The sequence below is a fragment of the Gilliamella sp. W8128 genome (assembly GCF_016100545.1).
Taxonomy (GTDB): domain Bacteria; phylum Pseudomonadota; class Gammaproteobacteria; order Enterobacterales; family Orbaceae; genus Gilliamella; species Gilliamella apis.
Window position 1 is genome coordinate 77,198 of the sequence record NZ_JACFSE010000002.1, and the last position, 23,541, is coordinate 100,738.

The 23,541-nt window shown below is 35.3% G+C and carries 24 protein-coding genes; 18 read left to right on the forward strand and 6 right to left on the reverse strand.

All coding sequences use genetic code 11. The features are described 5' to 3' along the window. The first annotated feature begins 108 nt into the window (after positions 1-108). The gene (gene pepN, locus H3U97_RS01970; RefSeq protein ID WP_198197831.1) at positions 109-2,742 is read left to right on the forward strand and encodes an aminopeptidase N; all 2,634 of its coding nucleotides are present in this window, start codon (positions 109-111) and stop codon (positions 2,740-2,742) included. Positions 2,743-2,893: 151 nt separating this feature from the next. Continuing rightward, entirely contained in the window at positions 2,894-3,226 is a 333-nt protein-coding gene (locus tag H3U97_RS01975) for a rhodanese-like domain-containing protein (protein ID WP_081298763.1), read from the forward strand. 28 nt (positions 3,227-3,254) lie between these two features. On the opposite strand, the gene H3U97_RS01980 is transcribed toward H3U97_RS01975, so the two are convergent. Further along, positions 3,255-4,103 carry a MetQ/NlpA family ABC transporter substrate-binding protein gene (locus H3U97_RS01980; RefSeq protein WP_081298764.1) on the reverse strand — a complete coding sequence of 283 codons (849 nt, stop codon included), beginning with the start codon at positions 4,101-4,103 and terminating at the stop codon, positions 3,255-3,257. 183 nt (positions 4,104-4,286) lie between these two features. Here H3U97_RS01980 and H3U97_RS01985 point away from each other — a divergent pair, with 183 nt between their 5' ends. The 16 genes from H3U97_RS01985 to citG all read left to right on the forward strand — a co-directional run bounded on the left by H3U97_RS01985 (position 4,287) and on the right by citG (position 20,272). Beyond that, complete coding sequence (locus H3U97_RS01985) at positions 4,287-5,423, forward strand: amidohydrolase (protein ID WP_198197833.1); 1,137 nt, start codon at positions 4,287-4,289, stop codon at positions 5,421-5,423. 13 nt (positions 5,424-5,436) lie between these two features. Further along, positions 5,437-6,480, forward strand: coding sequence for a methionine ABC transporter ATP-binding protein (locus H3U97_RS01990; RefSeq protein ID WP_086362172.1), 1,044 nt, complete (start codon positions 5,437-5,439; stop codon positions 6,478-6,480). 98 nt (positions 6,481-6,578) lie between these two features. Further along, the gene (locus H3U97_RS01995) at positions 6,579-7,178 is read left to right on the forward strand and encodes a methionine ABC transporter permease (RefSeq protein WP_367642247.1); all 600 of its coding nucleotides are present in this window, start codon (positions 6,579-6,581) and stop codon (positions 7,176-7,178) included. Between the two features lie 257 nt (positions 7,179-7,435). Further along, the gene (gene mlaF, locus H3U97_RS02000; protein ID WP_370545668.1) at positions 7,436-8,251 is read left to right on the forward strand and encodes a phospholipid ABC transporter ATP-binding protein MlaF; all 816 of its coding nucleotides are present in this window, start codon (positions 7,436-7,438) and stop codon (positions 8,249-8,251) included. Next, positions 8,251-9,030 (forward strand): lipid asymmetry maintenance ABC transporter permease subunit MlaE, encoded by a 780-nt coding sequence (gene mlaE / locus H3U97_RS02005; RefSeq protein ID WP_065651456.1) that lies wholly within the window; start codon positions 8,251-8,253, stop codon positions 9,028-9,030. The genes mlaF and mlaE overlap by 1 nt, the downstream gene beginning before the upstream one ends. An 11-nt stretch (positions 9,031-9,041) precedes the next feature. Then, a complete protein-coding gene (gene mlaD, locus H3U97_RS02010) occupies positions 9,042-9,626 on the forward strand; it encodes an outer membrane lipid asymmetry maintenance protein MlaD (RefSeq protein ID WP_198197835.1) in 585 nt (194 codons plus the stop codon). Positions 9,627-9,628: 2 nt separating this feature from the next. Then, the gene (gene mlaC, locus H3U97_RS02015; RefSeq protein WP_198197837.1) at positions 9,629-10,273 is read left to right on the forward strand and encodes a phospholipid-binding protein MlaC; all 645 of its coding nucleotides are present in this window, start codon (positions 9,629-9,631) and stop codon (positions 10,271-10,273) included. Positions 10,274-10,279: 6 nt separating this feature from the next. Then, positions 10,280-10,552 carry an STAS domain-containing protein gene (locus H3U97_RS02020; protein ID WP_065577546.1) on the forward strand — a complete coding sequence of 91 codons (273 nt, stop codon included), beginning with the start codon at positions 10,280-10,282 and terminating at the stop codon, positions 10,550-10,552. 82 nt (positions 10,553-10,634) lie between these two features. Further along, positions 10,635-10,892 carry a BolA family protein gene (locus tag H3U97_RS02025; protein WP_065651460.1) on the forward strand — a complete coding sequence of 86 codons (258 nt, stop codon included), beginning with the start codon at positions 10,635-10,637 and terminating at the stop codon, positions 10,890-10,892. 95 nt (positions 10,893-10,987) lie between these two features. Then, a complete protein-coding gene (gene prlC / locus H3U97_RS02030; protein WP_198197839.1) occupies positions 10,988-13,015 on the forward strand; it encodes an oligopeptidase A in 2,028 nt (675 codons plus the stop codon). Then, a complete protein-coding gene (locus tag H3U97_RS02035; RefSeq protein WP_198197841.1) occupies positions 13,002-13,739 on the forward strand; it encodes a class I SAM-dependent methyltransferase in 738 nt (245 codons plus the stop codon). Before prlC ends, H3U97_RS02035 begins: the two co-directional genes overlap by 14 nt. A 15-nt stretch (positions 13,740-13,754) precedes the next feature. Next, positions 13,755-14,444, forward strand: coding sequence for a 16S rRNA pseudouridine(516) synthase RsuA (rsuA, locus tag H3U97_RS02040; protein WP_065577550.1), 690 nt, complete (start codon positions 13,755-13,757; stop codon positions 14,442-14,444). Between the two features lie 67 nt (positions 14,445-14,511). Continuing rightward, the gene (locus tag H3U97_RS02045; RefSeq protein WP_198197843.1) at positions 14,512-15,759 is read left to right on the forward strand and encodes a Bcr/CflA family multidrug efflux MFS transporter; all 1,248 of its coding nucleotides are present in this window, start codon (positions 14,512-14,514) and stop codon (positions 15,757-15,759) included. Continuing rightward, a complete protein-coding gene (locus H3U97_RS02050) occupies positions 15,756-16,286 on the forward strand; it encodes a gamma carbonic anhydrase family protein (protein WP_086320330.1) in 531 nt (176 codons plus the stop codon). The genes H3U97_RS02045 and H3U97_RS02050 overlap by 4 nt, the downstream gene beginning before the upstream one ends. A 90-nt stretch (positions 16,287-16,376) precedes the next feature. Continuing rightward, positions 16,377-19,346, forward strand: a complete 2,970-nt coding sequence (locus tag H3U97_RS11530; RefSeq protein ID WP_198197845.1) for a DNA translocase FtsK 4TM domain-containing protein — start codon at positions 16,377-16,379, stop codon at positions 19,344-19,346. A gap of 26 nt (positions 19,347-19,372) precedes the next feature. Next, positions 19,373-20,272 (forward strand): triphosphoribosyl-dephospho-CoA synthase CitG, encoded by a 900-nt coding sequence (gene citG / locus H3U97_RS02060; RefSeq protein WP_198197847.1) that lies wholly within the window; start codon positions 19,373-19,375, stop codon positions 20,270-20,272. 209 nt (positions 20,273-20,481) lie between these two features. Here citG and H3U97_RS02065 read toward each other — a convergent pair whose 3' ends face one another. The 5 genes from H3U97_RS02065 to H3U97_RS02085 form a co-directional block, all read right to left on the reverse strand. Next, entirely contained in the window at positions 20,482-20,640 is a 159-nt protein-coding gene (locus tag H3U97_RS02065) for a hypothetical protein (RefSeq protein ID WP_165754895.1), read from the reverse strand. Positions 20,641-20,698: 58 nt separating this feature from the next. Then, positions 20,699-21,520, reverse strand: coding sequence for a transporter substrate-binding domain-containing protein (locus tag H3U97_RS02070; protein ID WP_086320333.1), 822 nt, complete (start codon positions 21,518-21,520; stop codon positions 20,699-20,701). A gap of 63 nt (positions 21,521-21,583) precedes the next feature. After that, the gene (locus H3U97_RS02075; protein WP_065613954.1) at positions 21,584-22,009 is read right to left on the reverse strand and encodes a GNAT family N-acetyltransferase; all 426 of its coding nucleotides are present in this window, start codon (positions 22,007-22,009) and stop codon (positions 21,584-21,586) included. An 18-nt stretch (positions 22,010-22,027) separates the two neighbouring features. Next, complete coding sequence (locus H3U97_RS02080; RefSeq protein ID WP_065613953.1) at positions 22,028-22,786, reverse strand: amino acid ABC transporter ATP-binding protein; 759 nt, start codon at positions 22,784-22,786, stop codon at positions 22,028-22,030. Next, complete coding sequence (locus H3U97_RS02085; RefSeq protein WP_065613951.1) at positions 22,783-23,523, reverse strand: amino acid ABC transporter permease; 741 nt, start codon at positions 23,521-23,523, stop codon at positions 22,783-22,785. Before H3U97_RS02085 ends, H3U97_RS02080 begins: the two co-directional genes overlap by 4 nt. Between the last annotated feature and the right edge of the window lie 18 nt (positions 23,524-23,541).

The window sequence follows — 23,541 nt, forward strand, 5'->3', positions numbered from 1 at the left end:
ATAATTCATTCTATTTTAAAAGAATAATCATAGACACTAATGGGTATTAACCCCGTTTTGATTAATTTGAATACATAATTAGCACACCACTTACAAAGGTATATAAACATGAGTACAACGACAACTGATATACAACCGACTGCTAAATATCGTCATGACTATAAAACACCAGACTTTACTATTACTGACATCGATCTTGATTTCGATTTAGCGGCAGAAACAACTACAGTTATCGCCCGTAGTCATATCATCAAAAAAAATTCTCAAGCTAACGATTTAGTATTAGATGGCGAAGAACTTAAATTAGTTTCGGTAAATATTGACGAACAACCTTGGTCTGATTATCAAATCACCAAAACGGGATTAACAATTAAAAATGTCCCTTCCGAATTTAGCTTAACTATCGTTAATCAAATTAAGCCTATCGATAATACTGCACTAGAAGGATTATATGTTTCTGGTGATGCTTTATGCACTCAATGTGAAGCAGAAGGTTTCCGCCACATTACTTACTACCTCGATAGACCGGATGTTCTAGCTCGATTTTCAACTAGAATTACTGCTAATAAACAACAATATCCTTACTTATTATCTAATGGTAATCGCATTGCACAAGGAGAACTTTCCGACGGTAGACACTGGGTGCAATGGCAAGATCCATTTCCTAAACCGGCCTATTTATTCGCATTAGTAGCTGGTGATTTTGATATTTTAAAGGATCACTTTATCACCCGTACTAATCGAAAAATTGATTTAGAAATTTATGTCGATAAAGGCAATTTAGATCGTTCACAATGGGCAATGACCAGCTTAAAAAATGCTATGCGCTGGGACGAAAGCCGTTTTGATTTAGAATATGATTTAGATATCTTTATGATTGTAGCAGTTGATTTTTTCAACATGGGAGCAATGGAAAATAAAGGCCTTAACATTTTCAATTCTAAATATGTCCTTGCTAAACCCGAGACCGCGACCGATGATGATTATATCGGCATTGAATCGGTAATTGGTCACGAATATTTTCATAATTGGACCGGTAATCGAGTCACTTGTCGTGATTGGTTCCAACTTAGCCTAAAAGAAGGATTAACAGTATTTAGAGATCAAGAATTTACTTCTGACCAAGGACTTAGAGCAGTTAAACGGATTGCCGATGTCAAACTATTGCGCACCGTACAATTTGCTGAAGATGCAAGCCCAATGTCTCATCCTATTCGTCCGGAACAAGTAATTGAAATGAATAATTTTTATACTGTTACCGTATACGAAAAAGGTGCAGAAGTGATTCGTATGATGCATACATTATTAGGTGAAGATAACTTCCAAGCTGGTATGAAACTTTATTTCCAACGCCATGATGGTAGTGCAGCTACCTGTGATGATTTTGTTGCCGCTATGCAAGATGCATCAGGAATTGATTTAACTCAGTTTAAATTATGGTACAGTCAATCAGGTACACCAGTATTAACAGTAACTGACAGTTATAATCCACAAAATCAACAATATACCTTAACTGTTGAGCAACATACGCCGGTAACGCAAGATCAAAGTCAAAAACAGGCACTACATATTCCATTAGATATCGAACTTTATCAGCAAAATGGTGATGTGATTGCATTGCAATATCAAAATAAACCTATTCATCATGTACTAAATGTAACCCAAGCCAAACAAGAATTTGTTTTTGATCATGTTTCAGAAAAACCAATTGTTTCACTATTAAGAGATTTTTCAGCACCGGTAAAACTCAATTACAATTATCAAGATCACGATCTTATATTCTTAATGCAACATGCCAGCAATGCTTTTAGTCGTTACGATGCAGCGCAGATGTTATTAGCAAAATATGTGCGGTTAAATGTAAGCCATTATCAACAAAATCGACCAATGTCGATTCCTGATTCGCTACTAGATGCTTTTAGAGGAATATTACTATCAGATACTGCTGAACCGGCACTTATCGCACAAATACTGACTTTACCTTCGGAAAATGAATTGGCAAATCTATTTGATATCGTTGATCCGATAGCGATTTATCAAGTTCGCCAATTCTTATTAGGTGTCTTTGCTAATGAACTCTATGATGAACTAACCGCGGTTTATCATCATAATCAAACTGCACAATATCAGATTGAACATGCAGATATTGGCAAACGCATGCTGAAAAACTGCTGTTTATCATTATTAGCTTACGCTAATGATAAATCGCTAGCGAATACTTTGGTCGAACAACAATATCAACAAGCCAATAATATGACAGATTCATTAGCGGCGCTTACCGCGGCAGTCAAAGCGCAATTAACTTGTCGACATACGTTACTCTCCGATTTCGACAATAAATGGTATCAAGATGGTTTAGTGATGGATAAGTGGTTGGCTTTAAATGCTACCAGTCCAGAGCAAAATGTATTATCAACAGTGAAAAAACTACTTAATCATCGCTCTTTTTCACTCAATAATCCAAATCGAATAAGAAGTTTAATTGGTGCTTTTGTTAACAATAACCCTGTTGCTTTTCATTCTGAAGATGGCAGTGGTTACCATTTCTTAGTTGAAATATTAATGGAACTAAACCAGAAAAACCCACAAGTGGCATCAAGACTTATTGATCCACTTATTCGATTAAAACGTTATGATGAAAATCGTCAGAAAAAAATGACAGCTGCTTTAGAAAGCTTATTAAAACTAGATAACTTATCTAAAGATCTATATGAAAAAATCACTAAAGCGTTAGCTGCATAATAAATTAACAGCATTATAAGGAGCAAAATCCCACCTTGTTATTGATCAATAAGATTCAGTTAAGGTGGGATTTTTAATTAAACAACAGTAAATTTGCTGCCAAAAACCCCGTTCCTCAAAATTTTTGCCGAAATTAAAATGAGTTTGAAAAATGACAATGATAAAAGAAATTAGCCCATTACAACTAAAACAAAAAATTGAGAGTAAAGCACCACTCTATTTACTTGATGTCCGAGAAGCTAATGAAGTCGCCATTTGTATGCTTGACGGCGCCAATCATATTCCAATGAATTTAATACCACTTTATTTAGATAAAATTCCTGACGAAGTAGATATTGTAATTTATTGCCATCATGGAGTAAGAAGCCTCAATGTGGCTAACTATCTGGTCGAAAATGGTTTTGATAGTGATTTTCTATATAATTTAACTGGTGGCATTGATGCGTGGGCACAACTCATTGATACCAGTATGCCTAAATATTAAATAGCCCGTGTTTAAACGGGCAAATTTATTATTCTTGTGGCATAACCCAATAACCATTTTGATTATGTGTTTGCATATAATCTTTAAATTGTTGTGATTGGTAAATACGTTTTATATCTTTTGCCCACTGGCTATTTTCATTACCGCCATTAACCACCACCATGATTTCTAAATCAGGGATAATTGTTTCTGATAACAGCGCTTTTTTCGAATCTATATTGGCAGAATAAACGATACTTCCAGGAATAACGGCAAAGTCTAACTCATTTAAGACTCTAGGAATATTGGCAGAATCCATTTCAACAATATCCACACCAGCAATATTTTCGGCAATATCATTTTTGCTAACAATAATTGGATTAGTATTTGGTTTTAACTTAATCCAACCGGCTTTTTCCAATAAATTATATGAGCGAGCCGCATTTGAGGCATCTTGAGGAATACCAATTTTAGCACCAGAAAAGACATTTTTGATTGAAGTATATTTATTCGAAAATATTGCCGCAGGCACTGAAGGTACATGCACTACCGGTTTTAAGTTAGCTTTACGTTGACTATTAAAAACGTCCATATAAGCGGTATGCTGAGCGACAGTTAAATCTATACTTCCTTCACTTAATGCTACATCAGATTCTAATAAATGAGGAAAATTAACTAATTTGACTTTATAACCTTCAGCTTCAAGTATTGGTTTAACAGCATCTTTGAACAGATCATTATACGGCCCTGGTGATACGCCCATACTGATCTCTTTTTTAGTTTGATTATCAACCTTAGATGATGAGTTATCACATGCAGTAATTAAAAAAATAGAACTAAATAATGCTAATAGTGCAACATTGTTAACAAATTTTTGTTTGATAAAACTTATTTTCATTTGAACTATCCTCAGTGAAATGTAAATTTAACAAACACTCTAACATAGAAATAACAATTCATTTATTCCATGTACTTCTATCTTATAACTTTTTGGAATAAGTTATAAAAAACGATTATTAGAGCAAAAAAATCAGCTGTGCTACCGTAAAAGTATCAAAAATTGATATCTATTGGATATGCCATGACTGACACGATTGCCCCTATTGTTGAGCAACTTTTTCTTGATTTACATAAAAATCCAGAACTTTCCAATCAAGAATTTGAAACAACAAAAAAGTTAAGAACTTGCCTAGAACAAGCTAACATTCGTATTTTAGAACTGGGGGCAAAAACTGGGGTTATCGCCGAAATTGGCTCAGGAAACCCAGTTGTTGCCTTACGAGCAGATATTGACGCCCTACCCATAGATGAACAATCTGATTGTCAATATCGTTCAACCAAACAAGGCGTTATGCATGCTTGTGGTCATGACTTGCATACATCTGTTTTAATGGGGGCTGCTTATTTATTAAAAGCCAATGAACAGCAACTAAAAGGGACAATTCGGTTACTTTTTCAACCCGCCGAAGAAAATTTTAGTGGTGCGTTACATTTTATCGAAATTGGTGCACTCAATGGCGTCGATGTCATTTTTGGTATGCATAATAACCCTAACTTAACCATTAACCAAATGGCTTCACGAGCTGGCCCATTTTCGGCTAATGTAGATCGTATTGAAATTACGGTAAAAGGTATTGGAGCCCACGCGGCAAGACCTGAATCAGGTATTGATCCAATTGTCATTGGTGCACAGATTGTTAATGCAATACAAACAATTTCCAGTCGTACCATAAGTGGACTCGACCCAGTAGTGGTTAGCATTACCAAATTCTTAGGTGGAAACACTTGGAATGTGATCCCTGAAATAGTTGAAATGGAAGGTACCGTAAGGACACTTACCCCCGATATAAGGCTAAAGGTCAAGCAACAACTAACCAGTATTGTCGAAAATATTGCTCTTAGTATGGGTGCTGAAGCCGAGTTGAGATGGTTTGATGGACCACCATCAATCATAAATGTGGCTAAATGGGTCAATTTTTGCCAAAACATTGCTAAACAGGAAGGTTATGAGGTGGTTGACTTTCAACCACAACTCGGCGGTGAAGATTTTGCTCACTACTTACATCATGTTCCCGGTGCATTTATCAATCTTGGCTCGCAAAGCCCCTATGCACTACACCATCCTAAATTTTTAGTTAATCGTAATATGATAATGCCAGCAGCTAATTATCTCGCAAATCTTGCACAACTAGGATTAATTGAATTAGCCCAACATTGATAGGTATAACATAATGATAAAATTTGAAAATGTATCGAAACAATATGAACGCAATGGAATTACGACTCAAGCATTACAAAACATTAATTTAACCATCCAAAAAGGCGATATTTATGGCATTATTGGCTATAGTGGTGCAGGAAAAAGTACACTTGTACGTCTTATAAATTTTCTGGAAAAACCGACACAAGGCGATGTTATTATTCAAAACCAATCATTAAATCAATTATCAAATCCACAACTACGTCAAGTACGTCGTAAAATTGGTATGATTTTTCAGCATTTCAATCTACTTGAATCGAAAACTGTATATGAAAACATTGCAATCCCTTTAGTATTAATCAAAAAAGACAAACAAGCGATTAAACAGAAAGTCTATGAACTGCTTGAGTTTGTTGGCTTAAGCGATAAAGCTCATAGCTACCCTAAAGAGCTATCAGGAGGCCAAAAACAACGTATTGGCATTGCCCGGGCTTTGGCCAATGATCCCGATATTTTACTTTGTGATGAAGCAACATCAGCACTCGATCCGCAAACCACGCAATCGATTTTGGAATTAATCAAAAAAATTAATGATCAATATAAAATTACCGTGGTATTAATTACCCATGAAATGCATGTTATAGAGCAGGTTTGTCATAAAGTCGCGGTGATGGAAAAAGGTAAAATTATCGAACATGGCAATGTACTTGATGTGTTTGGTCATCCAAAACATAAAACCACACAAAATTTTGTTAGCTCAGTAATTAATGATCAAATTCCGGCAGGAGTGGTTGAAAATCTCCTAGAGATAGAAGGAGATAAAAATAATATTAAATTGTTTAAACTCGAATTTCTGGGTCGCTCAGCCTCAGAGCCTGTTATGAATTCACTAATATTACAACAAAAAGTCATCGTCAATATTTTATTTGCTCATATGTCAGAAATTGAAAAAACTGTATTGGGCAGCATGTTTGTTCAACTAAAAGGCAGTGATAGTAATATCGAACAATCGGTACAGTTTCTTCGTGAACATGGGGTAAACGTTACAGAAATCCAACATTGGGAGAGCAACTAATGGAAATAGTAAATAATATTATAAATTATTTAAGCACAACTTTTGCAACCAACGTAACTAGTGCACAATTTGCTCAAGCATCTTATGAAACTCTGTATATGGTAGTTTTTGCTTTAACATTAGGATCATTAATTGGCATCCCATTGGGTATTTGTTTAGTCACTACTCGACCATCGGGATTGCTTGAAAATAAAAAGATTTATCAAATAATTAATCCAATTATTAATCTAGTTCGCTCATTACCTTTTATTATTTTATTAGTGGCAATTCTACCCTTAACCAAATTAATAGTTGGTAGTTCAATAGGTACAACTGCAGCAATTGTGCCATTAACCTTCTATGTAGCACCATATATTTCTCGATTAGTCGAAAACTCATTGCTCGATGTAAATAGTGGTATTATTGAAGCAGCTGAATCAATGGGCGCAACGCCAATACAAATTATTTGGCATTTTATGCTACCAGAGGCATTTAGCTCTTTAATTTTAACCCTAACTACTGCGACAATTGGTTTAATTGGTGCAACTGCGATGGCTGGAGCCATCGGTGCTGGTGGTATTGGTGATCTAGCCGTTTCATACGGTTATCAGCGTTTTGATACAACGGTTACCTACATTTGTGTCGTGATTTTAGTTATTGCTATTCAATTTGTACAAAGCACTGGTAATTATTTAGCTCGTAAAGCTCGACATGAATAACAGCAACAACCGATAATAAATTGATATATAGTGGTGCTCAATTAACAGTATCACTATGAAATTTCAATACAACTCCGATTACGTCAACTATTACTGAGTTTTTTAGATAAAGTTTTAGCATAAAATGACGAACAATAAAATTCATCATGTTTTATAATTAAGGAAGTGAAATTATCAATTCATTTTAACGCATTTGTTTATTTACAATAATCAAGTAAAATACTCAAAATTCAATTATAGTAGTGTAGGAACTCATTGTGACTGACGCATTACAGCAAAATTTGGTCGAAATTCATGATATGTCTTTTTATCGTGGTACTCGGCCTATTTACAAAAATATGAATCTAACGGTACCCAAAGGCAAAGTCACCGCTATTATGGGACCATCAGGCATAGGTAAAACTACGCTATTAAGACTTATTGGTGGGCAATTAAAACCACAAGCTGGTCAAATTTTATTTGATGGTGAAGATGTACCTAGTATGACGCGCTCACGGCTATATGAAGTCCGTAAACGCATGAGCATGCTATTTCAATCAGGTGCATTATTCACTGACTTATCGGTATTTGATAATGTTGCTTACCCATTACGTGAGCACCTAAATTTACCTGAACCAGTTTTACATAATTTAGTCTTGATGAAGCTACAATCAGTAGGCCTACGTGGCGCAGCAAATATGATGCCTTCAGAATTATCTGGTGGTATGGCTCGACGTGCAGCGTTAGCCAGAGCTATCGCTCTCGATCCAGATCTCATTATGTTTGATGAACCATTCGCTGGACAGGATCCTATATCAATGGGAGTGATCGTTAAGCTCATCGCTGAACTCAATCAATCGCTGGGCTTAACCTGTATTGTAGTTAGCCATGATGTTAATGAAGTATTAAGTATTGCTGACTATGCATATATTGTTGCTGAACAACATATTATTGCCGGTGGAACATCTCAAGAATTGCGTCATAACGATGATTTACGCGTTAAACAATTCCTAGATGGTTTAGCCGATGGTCCAGTACCATTCCATTATCCTGCTGTTGATTACAAATTAGACCTAAGTAGAGGTGTAAACTAATGTTGAACTTAATTGCAAAACTTGGGCAATCAATAATTAATATTATTGCAATGTTAGGCCGCTCAGGGCTTATGCTATTTGGTGCACTTATTGGTAAACCTCAATTTAGCAAACAATTTCCATTACTTGTTAAACAATTTTATTTTGTCGGTGTACAATCGCTTTCCATTATTATCGTATCGGGTCTATTTATAGGTATGGTATTGGCATTACAAGGTTACTTTATTTTAACTACCTTTGGTGCCGAAGCAAGCTTAGGTATGTTAGTTGCCCTTGCTCTATTACGGGAGCTTGGTCCTGTGGTTGCGGGATTACTTTTTGCCGGCCGAGCTGGTTCAGCCCTAACTGCCGAAATTGGCTTGATGAAGGCCACTGAACAATTATCAAGTATGGAGATGATGGCGATCGATCCATTAAGAAGAATTATTGCTCCACGTTTTTGGGCGGGATTCTTCTGTATGCCATTTTTAACCGCAATTTTTGTCGCTGTTGGTATTTTAGGTGGGGTATTAGTGGGCGTTGATTGGAAAGGTATTGATGCTGGATTTTTCTGGTCTTCCATTCAAAGCAATGTCGATTGGTGGCACGATTTAGGTAACTGTTTTATTAAGAGCTTTGCATTTGCAATCGCTAGTACTTGGATTGCACTATTTAATGGTTATGATTGCGTGCCAACATCAGAAGGAATCAGTCGGGCAACAACCAACACTGTTGTCTATTCATCATTAGTTATTTTGGGGTTAGATTTTATATTAACCGCATTAATGTTTAGTAATTGAGGTCATTAAACATGAGTCGTCAAGTTGAAATTACAGTAGGATTTTTTATGGTAGTGGTGATCTGCTCAGTACTATTTTTATGCTTTAGAGTTACTGATCCAACATCTTTTGCTAGTCATAATTCTTATCGTGTTTATGCTGTATTTGATAATATTGGTGGTTTAAAGGTAAGATCACCAATTAAAATTGGTGGAGTAGTAATTGGTCGTGTAAGTAATATTAACTTAAAATCAGTCAATGATGATGTTTACAAACCTTATGTTACTATGGATCTAGATGCCCAATACGATAAAATTCCGAGCTCTAGTTCACTTTCTATCAAAACCTCGGGTTTATTAGGTGAACAATTCATTGATATTAATTTTGGATTAGATCAAAACATTGAACAGGAATTAGATGCTTTAGATGCAGACGAGGCCTCTACACCAACCAATAATAATGTTAACAAGAAGCCTGTTTATCTTATAGACGGTTATGTGATTAACAATACTAAACCAGCAATGGTTATCGAAGATTTAATTGGACAATTTTTATATAGTACTGGTGGTTCGTCAGATAAAGACAAAAAACAAGATACTAACGAAAGTAAGGAGTAATTATGTTAACCAGATTGAAACAAAGCTTATTTTTAATACTTGCATTAATGATAAGTACAGCAGCGTTTGCAGAAAATGACCCATATAAAGATATGCAAGTTGCAGCAGACAAAATTTTTAATACCATGAAAGCGCAATCAGCGACGCTTAAATCAAATCCAAATAAACTTAAAGATATTGTCAGAGCTGACTTACTACCTTATGTACAAGTTAAATATGCTGGTGCACTCATCTTAGGTAATGCATATAAAACTGCAACTGATACACAACGTACGGCTTATTTCAACGCTTTCGAAAACTATCTAGTTCAAGCTTTTGCCCAAGCGCTTTCAATGTATAACGGTCAATCTTATCAAGTTGAAACCTCAAAAGATTTAACCGGTAAATCGCTAATTTCTATCCGTGTATTACTAAATCAACCAGATAAAAATCAACAACCATTACGGATTGATTTCCAATGGCGAAAAAATACCGTAACTGGTGAATGGAAAGCTTATGATTTAATAGCGGAAGGCGTAAGTATGATTACAACCAAACAAAATGAATGGTCAACAATTTTACGCCAAGATGGAATTGACGCATTAACTAAACAGTTAAATGATCTAGCTAATCGCAATATTGATCCAAACGCTAAACAAAAAGGTTAGTTCATCATGTCGCGAATCCAAGCAGAAAAACAACAAAATACACTTAATTTAATCGGTGAGCTTGATGCTCACTCATTAAATGATTTATGGTCAACACAAAAAACACTTTTAAATGGTGTAACGGATATCAATGTAACTCAAGTTACCCGCGTTGACTCTTCTGGGCTCGCGACACTAGTCTATTTTTGTAACCAATATAATATCAAATTAACCGGGATCAGCCCCCAGTTACAAACATTAATTGAACTTTATGATTTGCAAACGGTCATTAATCAGTAACTGTTAATGCAAATTCATAATAAAAAACCACTTTCCTCAAAATTTTTTAATAAACAAAATATAGATAATAAGAGTTTAAATAATGGATAAGCAAGAAATTATAGCTAAATTAAAAAATTCACTCGACCTCGATGATGTTCATGTAATGACGGATGATGGCAGCCACTTTCAAGTTATTGCAGTTAGTGAAATCTTTGCCGAATTAAGTCGAGTAAAAAAACAACAAGCTATATATGCACCTTTAGCCGAATTTATTAATGATAATCGGATCCATGCATTATCAATCAAAACCTATACGCCGACTGAATGGCAACGTGAGCGTAAATTAATGGGTTTATAATTAAACCCAATCAGCATTTTGACTTGAATTAAGGTTTTTAGCCACAACATAATGTTTTATTAAGAACCATAATCATTCGCATAAGGTATCGCAGTATGACTAACCCACTATTAAGCAATTCATCATTACCCCAATTTTCAAAAATTAAACCTGAGCATGTTCTGCCTGCTATTCAAGAGACATTAAACAACTGTCGTAAAACAATCGAATCAGTATTGGAACAAAATAGTGAATACACTTGGGATAACCTAATACAACCCATTGATGAAATGGATGAAAAATTTAGCCGAGCGTGGTCACCAGTTAGTCATCTTAATTCAGTAAAAAATAGTCCTGAATTACGTGAAGCTTATGAAGCTTGTTTACCATTACTCTCGGAATACAGCACTTGGGTTGGACAACATAAACCATTATATCAAGCTTACAAACAACTTAAAGATAGCAATCATTATGAAAATTTAAGTAAGGCACAGAAAAAAGTGATCGACAATGCCTTACGTGACTTTGAATTATCTGGAATCGGCTTATCAGATGATAAACAAAAACGTTACGGTGAAATTGTTGCTAAACTTTCTGAATTATCATCGCAATATAGTAACAATGTATTAGATGCAACAATGGGATGGTCCAAACTAATTACTAATGTTGACGACTTGTCTGGATTACCTGAAAGTGCCTTAGCCGCAGCAAAAGAACAGGCAAAGGCTAAAAATCAAGAAGGTTGGTTACTGACTTTAGATATGCCAAGTTATTTACCGATTATGACTTACTGTGATAACCGAGACTTACGCTTTGAACTTTATCAAGCATATAATACTCGCGCATCCGATCAAGGGCCTAATGCAGGTAAATGGGATAATACCGATATTATTAAACAAATTTTATCACTTCGTGATGAACTCGCTAAATTACTCGGTTTTGAAACTTATGCTGACAAATCATTAGCGACCAAAATGGCTGAAACAACCTCGCAAGTTACTGCCTTTTTAACTGATTTAGCCAGCAAAGCCAAACCACAAGGTGAAAAAGAGTTAGCCGATTTAAAAAGATATGCTTATGAGTTCTTTGGAGCTAGCGATATTAAACCTTGGGATATCGCTTATTACAGCGAAAAACAAAAACAACATCTATATACTATCAATGATGAAGAGCTTCGTCCCTATTTCCCTGAACAACGTGTCGTTAGTGGATTATTTGAAGTCGTGCGCCGTATTTTTGGTATTACCGCTAAACAACGCCAAGACGTAGAAGTTTGGGCGCCAGAGGTAAAATTTTATGATCTTTATGCTGCCAATGGTGAATTAAAAGGTAGTTTTTATCTCGACCTATATGCCCGTGAGCATAAACGCGGTGGAGCTTGGATGGATGATTGTATTGGCCAAATGCGTTTTGCCGATGGTCACTTGCAAAAACCTGTAGCTTATTTAACCTGTAACTTTAATCGCCCAATTGGTGATAAACCAGCATTATTCACCCACAATGAAGTCACCACGTTATTCCATGAATTTGGTCATGGATTACATCATATGTTGACTGAAATTGAAGTATCGTCGGTAGCAGGTATTAATGGCGTGCCATGGGATGCCGTTGAATTACCAAGTCAATTTTTAGAAAATTGGTGCTGGCAACCTGAGGCTTTAGAATTTATCTCCGGTCACTATCAAACTGGAGAACCTTTACCTAAAGAGATGTTAGATAAAATGCTAGATGCCAAAAACTTCCAAGCAGCATTATTTATTTTACGTCAATTAGAATTTGGTTTATTCGATTTTAAACTACATAGTAACAAAGCACCGGATATTTTAGAGACATTAAAACAGGTCAGACAACAAGTTGCAGTAGTACCTACTGTTGATTGGGGACGGTTCCCACATGCGTTTAGCCATATTTTTGCTGGTGGTTATGCGGCTGGTTATTATAGTTATCTTTGGGCGGAAGTTTTATCAGCAGATGCATTTTCTCGTTTTGAAGAAGAAGGAATTTTTAATGAATCAACCGGTAATGCATTTCTTGATAATATTTTGTCGCAGGGTGGCAGTGATGAACCTATGACATTGTTTAAAAATTTCCGTGGCCGTGAGCCACAACTTGAGGCATTACTTCGTCACTATGGAATCCACTAATATCAATTCTGCTCAGCTAAAACAATTAGCTGAGCAGTGGTTATCAGATCATATCGAACTTCCATTTGTTTTAGTTAGTCAAGCTCATCAACTTGAGTTACAAAAAACCGATGAACAAAAATTAGGTGCAGTCGCAGTTAATTTTGTGTCAGGCACAATGGCACATCGTCGTCAATTTGGTGGTGGTCGTGGCGAGGCAATCGCTAAAGCCGTTGGCGTAAAAGGTAATTACTTACCAACCGTTATAGATGCCACTGCTGGATTAGGACGAGATGCCTTCGTATTAGCTTCTATTGGCTGTCAGGTTACAATGTTTGAGCGTCATCCTGTGGTCGCCGCCTTACTCGCTGATGGACTTGATCGTGCTTATCAAGATCCGACTATTGGTCAATTATTACAAAAACAGTTACGTTTAATTTATAATTCAAGCTTACATGGACTCAGCTTATATCAAGATAAACCTGATGTTGTGTATCTTGATCCGATGTTTCCACATCGACAAAAAAGTGCATTAGTCAAAAAAGAGATGCGGATTTTTCAACAATTAGTCGGTAGTGATCTTGATGCCGAAAGTTTGCTCGAACCGGCAAGGCGAATAGCCAAAAAACGAGTTGTTGTCAAACGGCCTGATTATGCACCATTTTTAGCCAATCAAAAACCAACGGCTGAAATTAAAACTAAAAATCATCGTTTTGATATTTATACGCCATTAGATTGTATATAGGAACAGTATTTAAATATGCGACTGGATAAATTTCTTGCTCACCATTTAGGTGTGAGCCGAACAATAGTCAATAAAGAACTTAAAGCCCAAAAAGTTACCGTTAATGGTGATATAGTCAAATCAGGGGCTTACCATATCTCACCAGATCAAATTGTAGAATATGATGGTTTCGAAATCGTCCCTATTACCGAAAATCGCTACTTTATGCTCAATAAACCACAAGGTTATGTCTGTTCTACTGATGATCCAGATCATCCTACTATCCTCTATTTTATTGATGAACCTATGGCAGAAAAACTACATTCAGCAGGCAGACTGGATCTTGATACCACTGGTTTGGTTTTATTAACCGATGATGGTAAGTGGTCACATCGTATAACTTCACCTAAACATCATTGTGAAAAAGTCTATCAAGTGACAGTTGAACAACCACTTACCGCTAATCTTATTGATATATTTAAACAAGGCATTCAGTTAAAAAGTGAAAAAACTCTAACCGAACCAGCTAAATTGATTATCATTGACGATTATCATGCAGAACTCACTATAAGCGAAGGGCGATATCACCAAGTAAAACGAATGTTTGCAGCGGTAAATAACCATGTCACCCAATTACATCGCAAACAGATCGGCAATATTGTTCTTAATATACCTGAAGGTGAATATCGACCACTTACTCAGGACGAGATCAATTCGTTTAATTAGTATTTTTGATTAGATTCAATAAATAATAATTTTTTTTGCTAAATTTTAGCTCCAAAGGGATGACGACGTGCAAACACAAGATCCGCAAATAGTAATCAAAGTTTCTAAACAAGCACTCATTTTTATTCTTGGTTTAATTTCAATGTTGATGCCATTATCCATTGATATGTATTTACCAAGTATGCCAACTATTGCCGAAAAATTTAATGTTGCCGACTCCACTGTACAATTAACGATAAGTTGTTATTTATTAGGATTTTCACTAGGCCAACTTTTATTTGGGCCGCTAACCGATAGCTATGGGCGACGAAAAGTTTTAACTTTTGGGCTAATTATCTTTATCATTGCTGCATTATGTTGTGGTCTAGCTGCCAATATAAATCAATTAATTACCGCCCGCTTTTTTCATGGCATAGCGGCATCAGCAACTACAATTGTCATTAATGCATTAATGAAAGATATTTATCGTGATCGTGATGAGTTTTCAAAAATGATGTCTTTTGTCATGCTCATCTCCAATGTTGCCCCACTACTTGCACCAATTATTGGCGGTTTTATTCTATTTTGGTTTGACTGGCAAGCAAACTTTTATGTTCTTAGTTTAATGGCTATCATCTGCCTAGGCTTGGTAACAATCAATATTCCTGAAACCTTAGCCAAATCGAAACGTGATAAATTTAGCATAATTAGAATTTTAAGCAATTTCATTGCGTTATTTAGACATAGGCAAGTATTTACTTATATGATGATTGGCGCATTTTCTGGAGCAGGACTATTCTCATTTCTTAGTCTGGGGCCATTTGTTTATATTAATTTACATGGTGTTGCTTCAATCAATTTTGGTTATTACTTTGCTATAAATATTTTAGTTATGATATTTATGAACACCCTGAATAGCCGTCTGGTACGACGAGTTGGCTCGATAAAAATGATACAATTAGGATTATTAATTCAGTTTGTAATGACAATTGGTATGGCAATTACCAGTATATTTTACTTAGGATTTTTCTTTTTAGTCATATTTATTGCTGGTTATATCGGTTGTATTTCAACCATAGGAGGGAATTGCATGGCGGTAATTCTTGATTGTTATTCTCATATCGCCGGAACCGCCTCCTCACTTGCAGGCACGATTCGCTTTGCTGTTGCCGGCGCTATTGGTGTTTTACTTTCTACACTCGTTTCAACACATACCACAACCTCGGTTACTAATAATTTAACTGAATGGTTAATGGTTGGTTCAATGGTGATCTGTAACTTCTTAGCCGTCGGTTTATTTTTGAGTGTTAGAAATATAACAAGGAAAAAAACATGATTTATCAATTAGGCAACTTAAAACCACAAATTAATCCAACTTGCTTTATTGCCAAATCTGCCGATATTATTGGTGATGTGGTTTTAGATGAAAATGTATCCATCTGGTTTAATGCCGTTTTACGTGGCGATATCGCCAAGATACATATTGGTAAAAACAGTAATGTCCAAGATAACACTACTATTCATATTGAAACTAATGTTCCATGTATTATTGGTGAAAACGTGACAATTGGCCATAACGTCATTTTACATAGCTGCACGGTCGAAGATAATGTTTTAATTGGTATGGGTAGCACAATTTTAAATAATGCTAAAATTGCCAAAAATTGCTTGGTAGGCGCTAACTCGCTGGTTACTCACAGCTTACCATATGAAGAAGGTTGTCTAATTATGGGATCTCCAGCTAAAATTATTCGTAAATTGACTGAGAAAGAAATTCTAGCCAACATTACAAATGCTCAACACTATGTATTAAATGCGCAAAGATTTAATCAAACCATAATCGAATTGGATTCATATCAATAAATTATTTTTATCTCTCATCCACGCTATAAGTGGGTTTAATTTATGATAAAATAGCTAAAATTTTAATTAAAATAGCTTTTAGGTACATGTTTGAAAAAATTTAAAATTACTAGAAGACAGATTGTTATTCAATTAATTCTATTAACATTAATAGGATTATCTGTTTGTTTATTTTTATCACTTTTTACTTACAACCCATCGGATCCGGGTTGGTCACGTACTGCTTGGCATAATCCTATTAGCAATTTTGGCGGTTATATTGGTGCATATGCTGCTGATATCGTATTTCAATTTTTTGGACTGATTGCTTTTAGTTTACCTATTATTATCATTTTCTTTTGTTTACAGTTAATGGGCTATTTTTATCGTCATAGTAATGAACCAATTAACTATTTCAGTGTTTCATTTCGAATTATTGGTATATTAGCTTTTGTACTTAGTTGTTGTGGTTTTTTTACCCTTAATATTCGTGATCCGGAACAATTTCAAGCTGGTGGTTATCTAGGCTCAATCGTTATTGAAAGCTTGTTACCAGTTATGAGCAGCTTAGTAACCTCTTTAGCTTTACTGGCAACAACCTTAGCATGTGTTACATTACTAACTGGCTTTTCGTGGCTTTATCTATTTGAAAAAATCGGGGCGTTGGTTATGTTAATACTGTCGCCAATAAAATGGTTATTTACACCAGATAAAGTGACACAATCAGTTGCGCAAAATCAAAATGATGAAGCATCTATAAAAGAAAAAGAACCACAGATTGATTTACATCTTGATATGGATGACAGTAGCCAAAATAGTGTTGAACTAACCAATTTAGCTACGAATAATCCAGAAATAACCACCAAAATAGATACGGAAAAAGCCGAATCAACAATAGATCCGATTTCATTACAACATGATGAAAAATTCATAAAAACGGCAGCACAATTATTACAAACGATCGAAGCTAACACTGCAACTACAGACGAAACTCATGATGTAACTGACAAGGCAGCCAAAAAAGACCTTGATCCTGACGCAATATTAGCGCGGATGGAAAATATTTTAAAAAATATGAATGATGGTGATACAACTAATTCTACTAATTTGGCGGAATCTAATGACCAAATGGATAGTCAAGAGATTATCCAACCGTTCGAAGAAGATAAGTACACGATTGCCGATGCACCAAGTAAACCATTATTTACTATGGAACATCATGAACCTGAAATAAATATAAATCATCCTACTTTTAATAGCGAGGGTGTGATTGAACCAAATGTGATACAACCAGTTGAGGATGAAATATCACCAAGTATTACTCAAGAATATAATAATTATCAATTCAATGATATTCCAGACAACTTTGAAATACCTGAGGATGTTGATATCTCACTTCTTAAACAAGAAAATCCTACTATTGATGATATTTATTTAAATGATGTTGATAACGAAGAAACGACACAAGCACTTACATCTTTAACTCAAACGGCAACAATTATCGATAAAGATGCCGAAGAAGATAATGAAGATGAGGGAGAAAGCCTAATTCATCCGTTATTACAACGTAATGATAAACCTTTACCCAAGCCAACTACCCCATTACCGTCGTTAAATTTATTAACGCCACCACCAACAACACGAATTGAGGTTGATCATGTTGCGTTAAATGCAATGGCACAGCAAATTGAAAAAAGTTTATCAGATTATCGAGTAAAAGCTCGCGTTGTTGATTATTTACCAGGACCTGTGATTACGCGGTTTGAAATTGAATTGGCTCCGGGTATTAAAGCTGCCAGAATATCAACACTGGATCGTGATTTAGCTCGTTCATTATCTATGCCATCAGTAAGGGTTGTAGAAGTAATACCGGGTAAACCTTATGTTGGTATTGAATTACCTAATCAAAATCGACAAACCGTTTATTTCAGAGAAGTATTAGATAGCCCACAATTCAAAAACGCTCAATCTCCACTTACGGTCGTTTTAGGAAAAGATATTGCTGGACAATCGGTGGTTGCTGATTTAGCTAAAATGCCACATTTATTAGTTGCAGGAACAACTGGTTCAGGTAAATCAGTTGGTGTTAATGCCATGATATTAAGCATTTTATATAAATCACAGCCTGAAGATGTTAGGTTCATCATGATCGACCCGAAAATGTTAGAACTGTCGATTTATGAAGGAATACCTCATCTATTAACCCAAGTGGTAACTGATATGAAAGATGCGGCTAATGCGCTTAATTGGTGTGTTAATGAAATGGAGCGCCGCTATCGATTAATGTCAGCTTTAGGCGTTCGTAACATTGCTGGTTTTAATGAGAAAATCAAGCTTGCTGAAGAGATGGGACGACCAATTCCAGATCCACTCTGGAAACCAACCGATAGTATGGATCTAGAAATGCCGACGCTTGAAAAACTTCCATATATTGTGGTTATGGTTGATGAATTTGCCGATTTAATTATGGCTGTTGGTAAAAAAGTAGAAGAGTTAATTGCTCGACTTGCCCAAAAAGCCCGAGCCGCAGGTATTCATTTGGTACTAGCTACCCAAAGACCTTCTGTTGATGTTATTACCGGTTTAATTAAAGCCAATATACCAACCCGAATTGCATTTACAGTTTCAAGTAAAATTGACTCACGAACTATTTTAGATCAAATGGGCGCGGAATCTCTGCTTGGTATGGGTGATATGCTCTATTTAGCGCCTAATAGTTCTATTCCTGTTCGTGTTCATGGCGCTTTTGTCCGTGATGAAGAAGTTCATGCCGTCGTACAAGATTGGAAAGCGCGTGGTAAGCCTAAATATATTGAAAATGTAACCGTCTCAACCGACGATAGTGAAAGTGGTAGCTTTGATACTATTGATGAAGAACTTGATCCATTGTTTGATCAAGTGGTTTCTTTCGTCATTGAAACTCGTAGAGCATCAATATCCAGTGTCCAACGTAAATTTAGAATTGGTTATAACCGAGCCGCAAGAATTGTGGAACAAATGGAAATGGAAGGCATTATAAGTGCACCTGCCCATAATGGTAATCGAGAAGTACTTGCTCAAGCATCGCATAATGATTATTAAGCTTAATTGTAAAGGTAGCCTATTCCATGAGTAATTATTTATCGCAAGTAATTAGCTTAGAATCGAAATTGATAAGTCACAATGTTTTGAGCTCACCGACAATATTGGCGGTACAAGCGTTAATTAGAGAGATCTGCTTATCACCCAAACCTGGATTGGTTGATATGAACAATAATGGCGCACATTACGATATGAATTTTCAAACATTCATAACAAGTATTAACGCTATTTCAAATTGGTTTGAACGTTTCTATCAATATGGTAAACATAATGCCAACGTTGCAGCACCTGATTTTTTAGCAAATATTCGACCAATTGGCCTTGAATGTGAAACAGCGATGTTTAGTGCAACTAAACAGATTAATACTCATAAAGGTGGAATATTTGCCTTTGGCCTATTATTAAGTGCCATTGGTAAATTAGAGCAACTTAAATTACAAACAACTATTCCGATGATCTGTAATGAAGTAGCCAATATTTGCCACGGTATGGTTAATAACGAATTATCACAAAATAACCGCAGCCACTCAGTAGGAGAACGGCTTTTTAAACAACATAATCTTACCGGAGCAAGAGGCGAAGCTGAATCAGGATATACAACCGCACGTGAGATATCACTCCCAATTTATCAAGAAATGTTGAATAGTGGCTATAATGAAGAATCAGCCCTATTACAAGCAATGCTATATTTACTAGCTTACAATCAAGACACAAACCTAGTTTCCAGAGGTGGACTGGCCGGATTAGAATTCGTGCAAAATGAAGCAAAAGATTTAATCCAACAAGGTGGCGTTATGCATCCAAATGGACTAGAAATGATTGCTAAGTTAGATAATGAACTGATAAAACGTCATTTAAGTCCTGGTGGCTCAGCGGATCTAATTGCCGTTACTTGGTTTTTATCTCATTATGCAGTTCCAAATTAACTCATTTAGCTTATAAAAGTTCTTACAAAAATTGATGGTTAAGCGGTAACCAATAAATTATTGATAAAAGCACCGTAACGATTGTCACATCGGCTAAAGCTAATCATTCGAAGAGTTCAACTTCATCATCAACCATCCGGAGCTTTATCAACACTAATACGACCTAGTATATCTACTTTAGCTTGCATACATAATATCCATAGAGGAAATTACCATGAAAGCCGATGAATTAACCATTGCGGTGATTTATAGTTATTATCATCACTTAAAGCATAAAATGGTATTTGATGCACTCGGATAATTCGACAAATTTTTTCCCGTAATTCAAAAGGAACACCTAATCGCCATAATAGTGCTGGTCCAACCATTAAACTAGAACAGATGATAACGGATGTTTATTTACCGCTGTTAGACCATTGATATTTATTATTTAGGTGAATAATCAGCAGCAAAATAACGCTGACTAATTTGTGCTAGTTCACCACTACTAATAATTTTTTTGATAGCTTCATTGATATCTTTGGTTAATTGTTCCCCTTTAGTACTTTTACTAATTAAAAGATAACTAAATGGTGAAGCAATACGATCTTCATCTTCCTTACTCAGTTCAATTATTTTTAAATTGAGATGATGTTCACTAATATATTGCGATAACATTACTTTATCAATTAGCTGAAAATCATATTGACCGCTTTCAACATGTTGCAAAACAGGTAATAAATCAGCTTCACTATAAACAATTTTGACAGGATTATTAGGATTTTGCTGATTATAGGTTTCTAAAGCTGTAGCATAGTTTAGTCCCGGTGATACTTCTGTAGATTTTCCATTAAGATCACTAAAACGATTGATATTATTATTATTTTTAGCTACTGCGATTACATATTGATTTTTAAAGATTGGATCGGAATAAAAATACTTCTCCTTACGTTTTTCATTCATTGCATAATTATTAGCACCAACTTGATACCTTTGAGAATCAAGTCCTGCAAGTACCGATGGAAATTCTGTAATTTCAAAATTAATTTCATATTGTGGTAGTTTGGCAAATATCGCTTTAACCACATCAATATCATAACCCGTCAGCTCACCTTTATCATTGACTGTCGTAAAAGGACTTGGTGCACCTGATGTTGCAATAACGATTTTTTCTACTTTAGTGCTTTGGTTTTTTGCGTTTTGATTATCACATCCAATAAGTGATAAAACAGCCAAGATCAAAAAGCTATACCATTTTTTTAGATTCATAACGCCGATCCTCTGTAGTTAAAAATTAGTTAATATTATTAAAATGCTAGTCAATTAGGCTATCTAAATGAATCCCATTTCTTTCATTTGCTGCCGATGATCTGTTTGATATATGGCCATACCAGTTTTCATTAAATCAAAACCTAAGTTCTTATAAAATTCAACCGTTTGAGGATGTGTATAAAGAATAATATTACAATCCTTTACTTGTTCGATAAGCTTATCGACAATTAGCCTACCATATTGCTGACCATGTAAGTGTTTTGCCAAAGCAATGTTATAAATCGCTGCCTGACAAATTCCATCTGATAGTGCTCTACCCACCCCCACCACATGATTATTCTCCAATAAAAAAACTACCGCATAGCTTCTTTTAAAGACTTGTTCTTGAGTTATCGCATCGAACGAACTTAGGCCATAAAATGCCAGTAAATCAGCAACTTCTTGCCAATTAATATCATCACAATGTTGTTGAATAATAATCCCCATTAGTACCTCATTTACTGATTAAATCTCATAATCCATTTGCATTGCTGAATAATATCTAGATAAAAAATCTTTTGTTCTTTGATGAACAGGATTTAAAAAAACTTGTTTAGGCGATCCATCTTCAATAATTTGCCCTTTATCTAAGAACAAAACTCGGCTGGCTATATCATGCACAAAACTCATTTCATGAGAGACTAATATCATCGTAATACCCGATTTTGCCGCCATTTTTATGGTTGCCAATACTTCGCCGACTAACTCAGGATCTAATGCAGAGGTAGGTTCATCAAGTAATAAAACCTTAGGATTCATAGCTAACGCTCTCGCAATAGCAACCCTTTGTTGTTGACCACCTGATAGTTGTTTTGGATAGTGGTTTACTCTATCAGCAAGACCAACTTCAACTAGTTTGTCGTAAGCAATTTTTTCAGCTTTCTCTCGAGAGTATTTTTTTACAATCAGTAACCCTTCCATAACATTTTCTAAAGCATTCTTTTGTGGGAAAAGATTGAATTGTTGAAAAACCATCGCTGTTTGTTGACGAAATTTAACAATTTGATCTCGTTTAGACTTATTAACATCAAACGACATGTTATCAATAGTGATATTACCAGCTTGAGGTTTTTCCAATAAATTTAAACAACGTAACAGTGTCGATTTTCCTGCTCCCGATGCGCCAATAATTGCAACGATTTCATGTGGTTTAATAGCAAAATTAATTTGATTTAAAATGCAATTACCATGAAAAGATAAAGTGAGATTATTAACATGAATCATAGCCATTTCCCTCTTCGGTAACTTGGAGTATTTTTATCTTCACTTATCGTTAATCGGTTCTCTAAATATTTGACTAATAATTCAATTAATATGGTTAACGCCCAATAAATTAGAGCCAGTGAAATATAAACTTCAAAATAACGATAGCTATGACCAGCTAAAGTTTTACCTCTACCAGTCATTTCAGTTACCGAACAAACAAACGCCAGTGAAGTTCCTTTTAGTAATCCGATTAAAGTATTACCTAAGTTAGGCAGTGCGACTATAAATGCTTCAGGAATAACAATACGACGTAAAACTTGACTATATGTCATACCTAACGATTGTGCAGCTTCGATTTGCCCCTTATTTACAGATTGTAATGCGGCACGAATTGTTTCAGAGTTATAAGCTGCTTCATTAAAAGAAAAGGCAATCAATACAAACAATATTGCCGGGAGGCCATTAATATTAAAATCTGTATCAAAAAAGTAATTAACATAACGTAATAAAATTGGTAGGCCATAAAAACTTAAATAAAGCTGTACCAATAATGGTGTTCCTCTTATAAATGAAACAAATACCGCTGCTATTTGCGTTAAGACAGGTATTTTATTCATTTTAATTATTGCAATAACTAGACCTAATATTACGCCAAGTAACATCGAAAAGATGGTGATAAAGAGTGTTACTGGCAAATAAGCCAGTAACGTCGGTATTTGGGTGAAAATCAATCCAAAATCAATAATATTTGGCATCTGTATTATCCCAATATT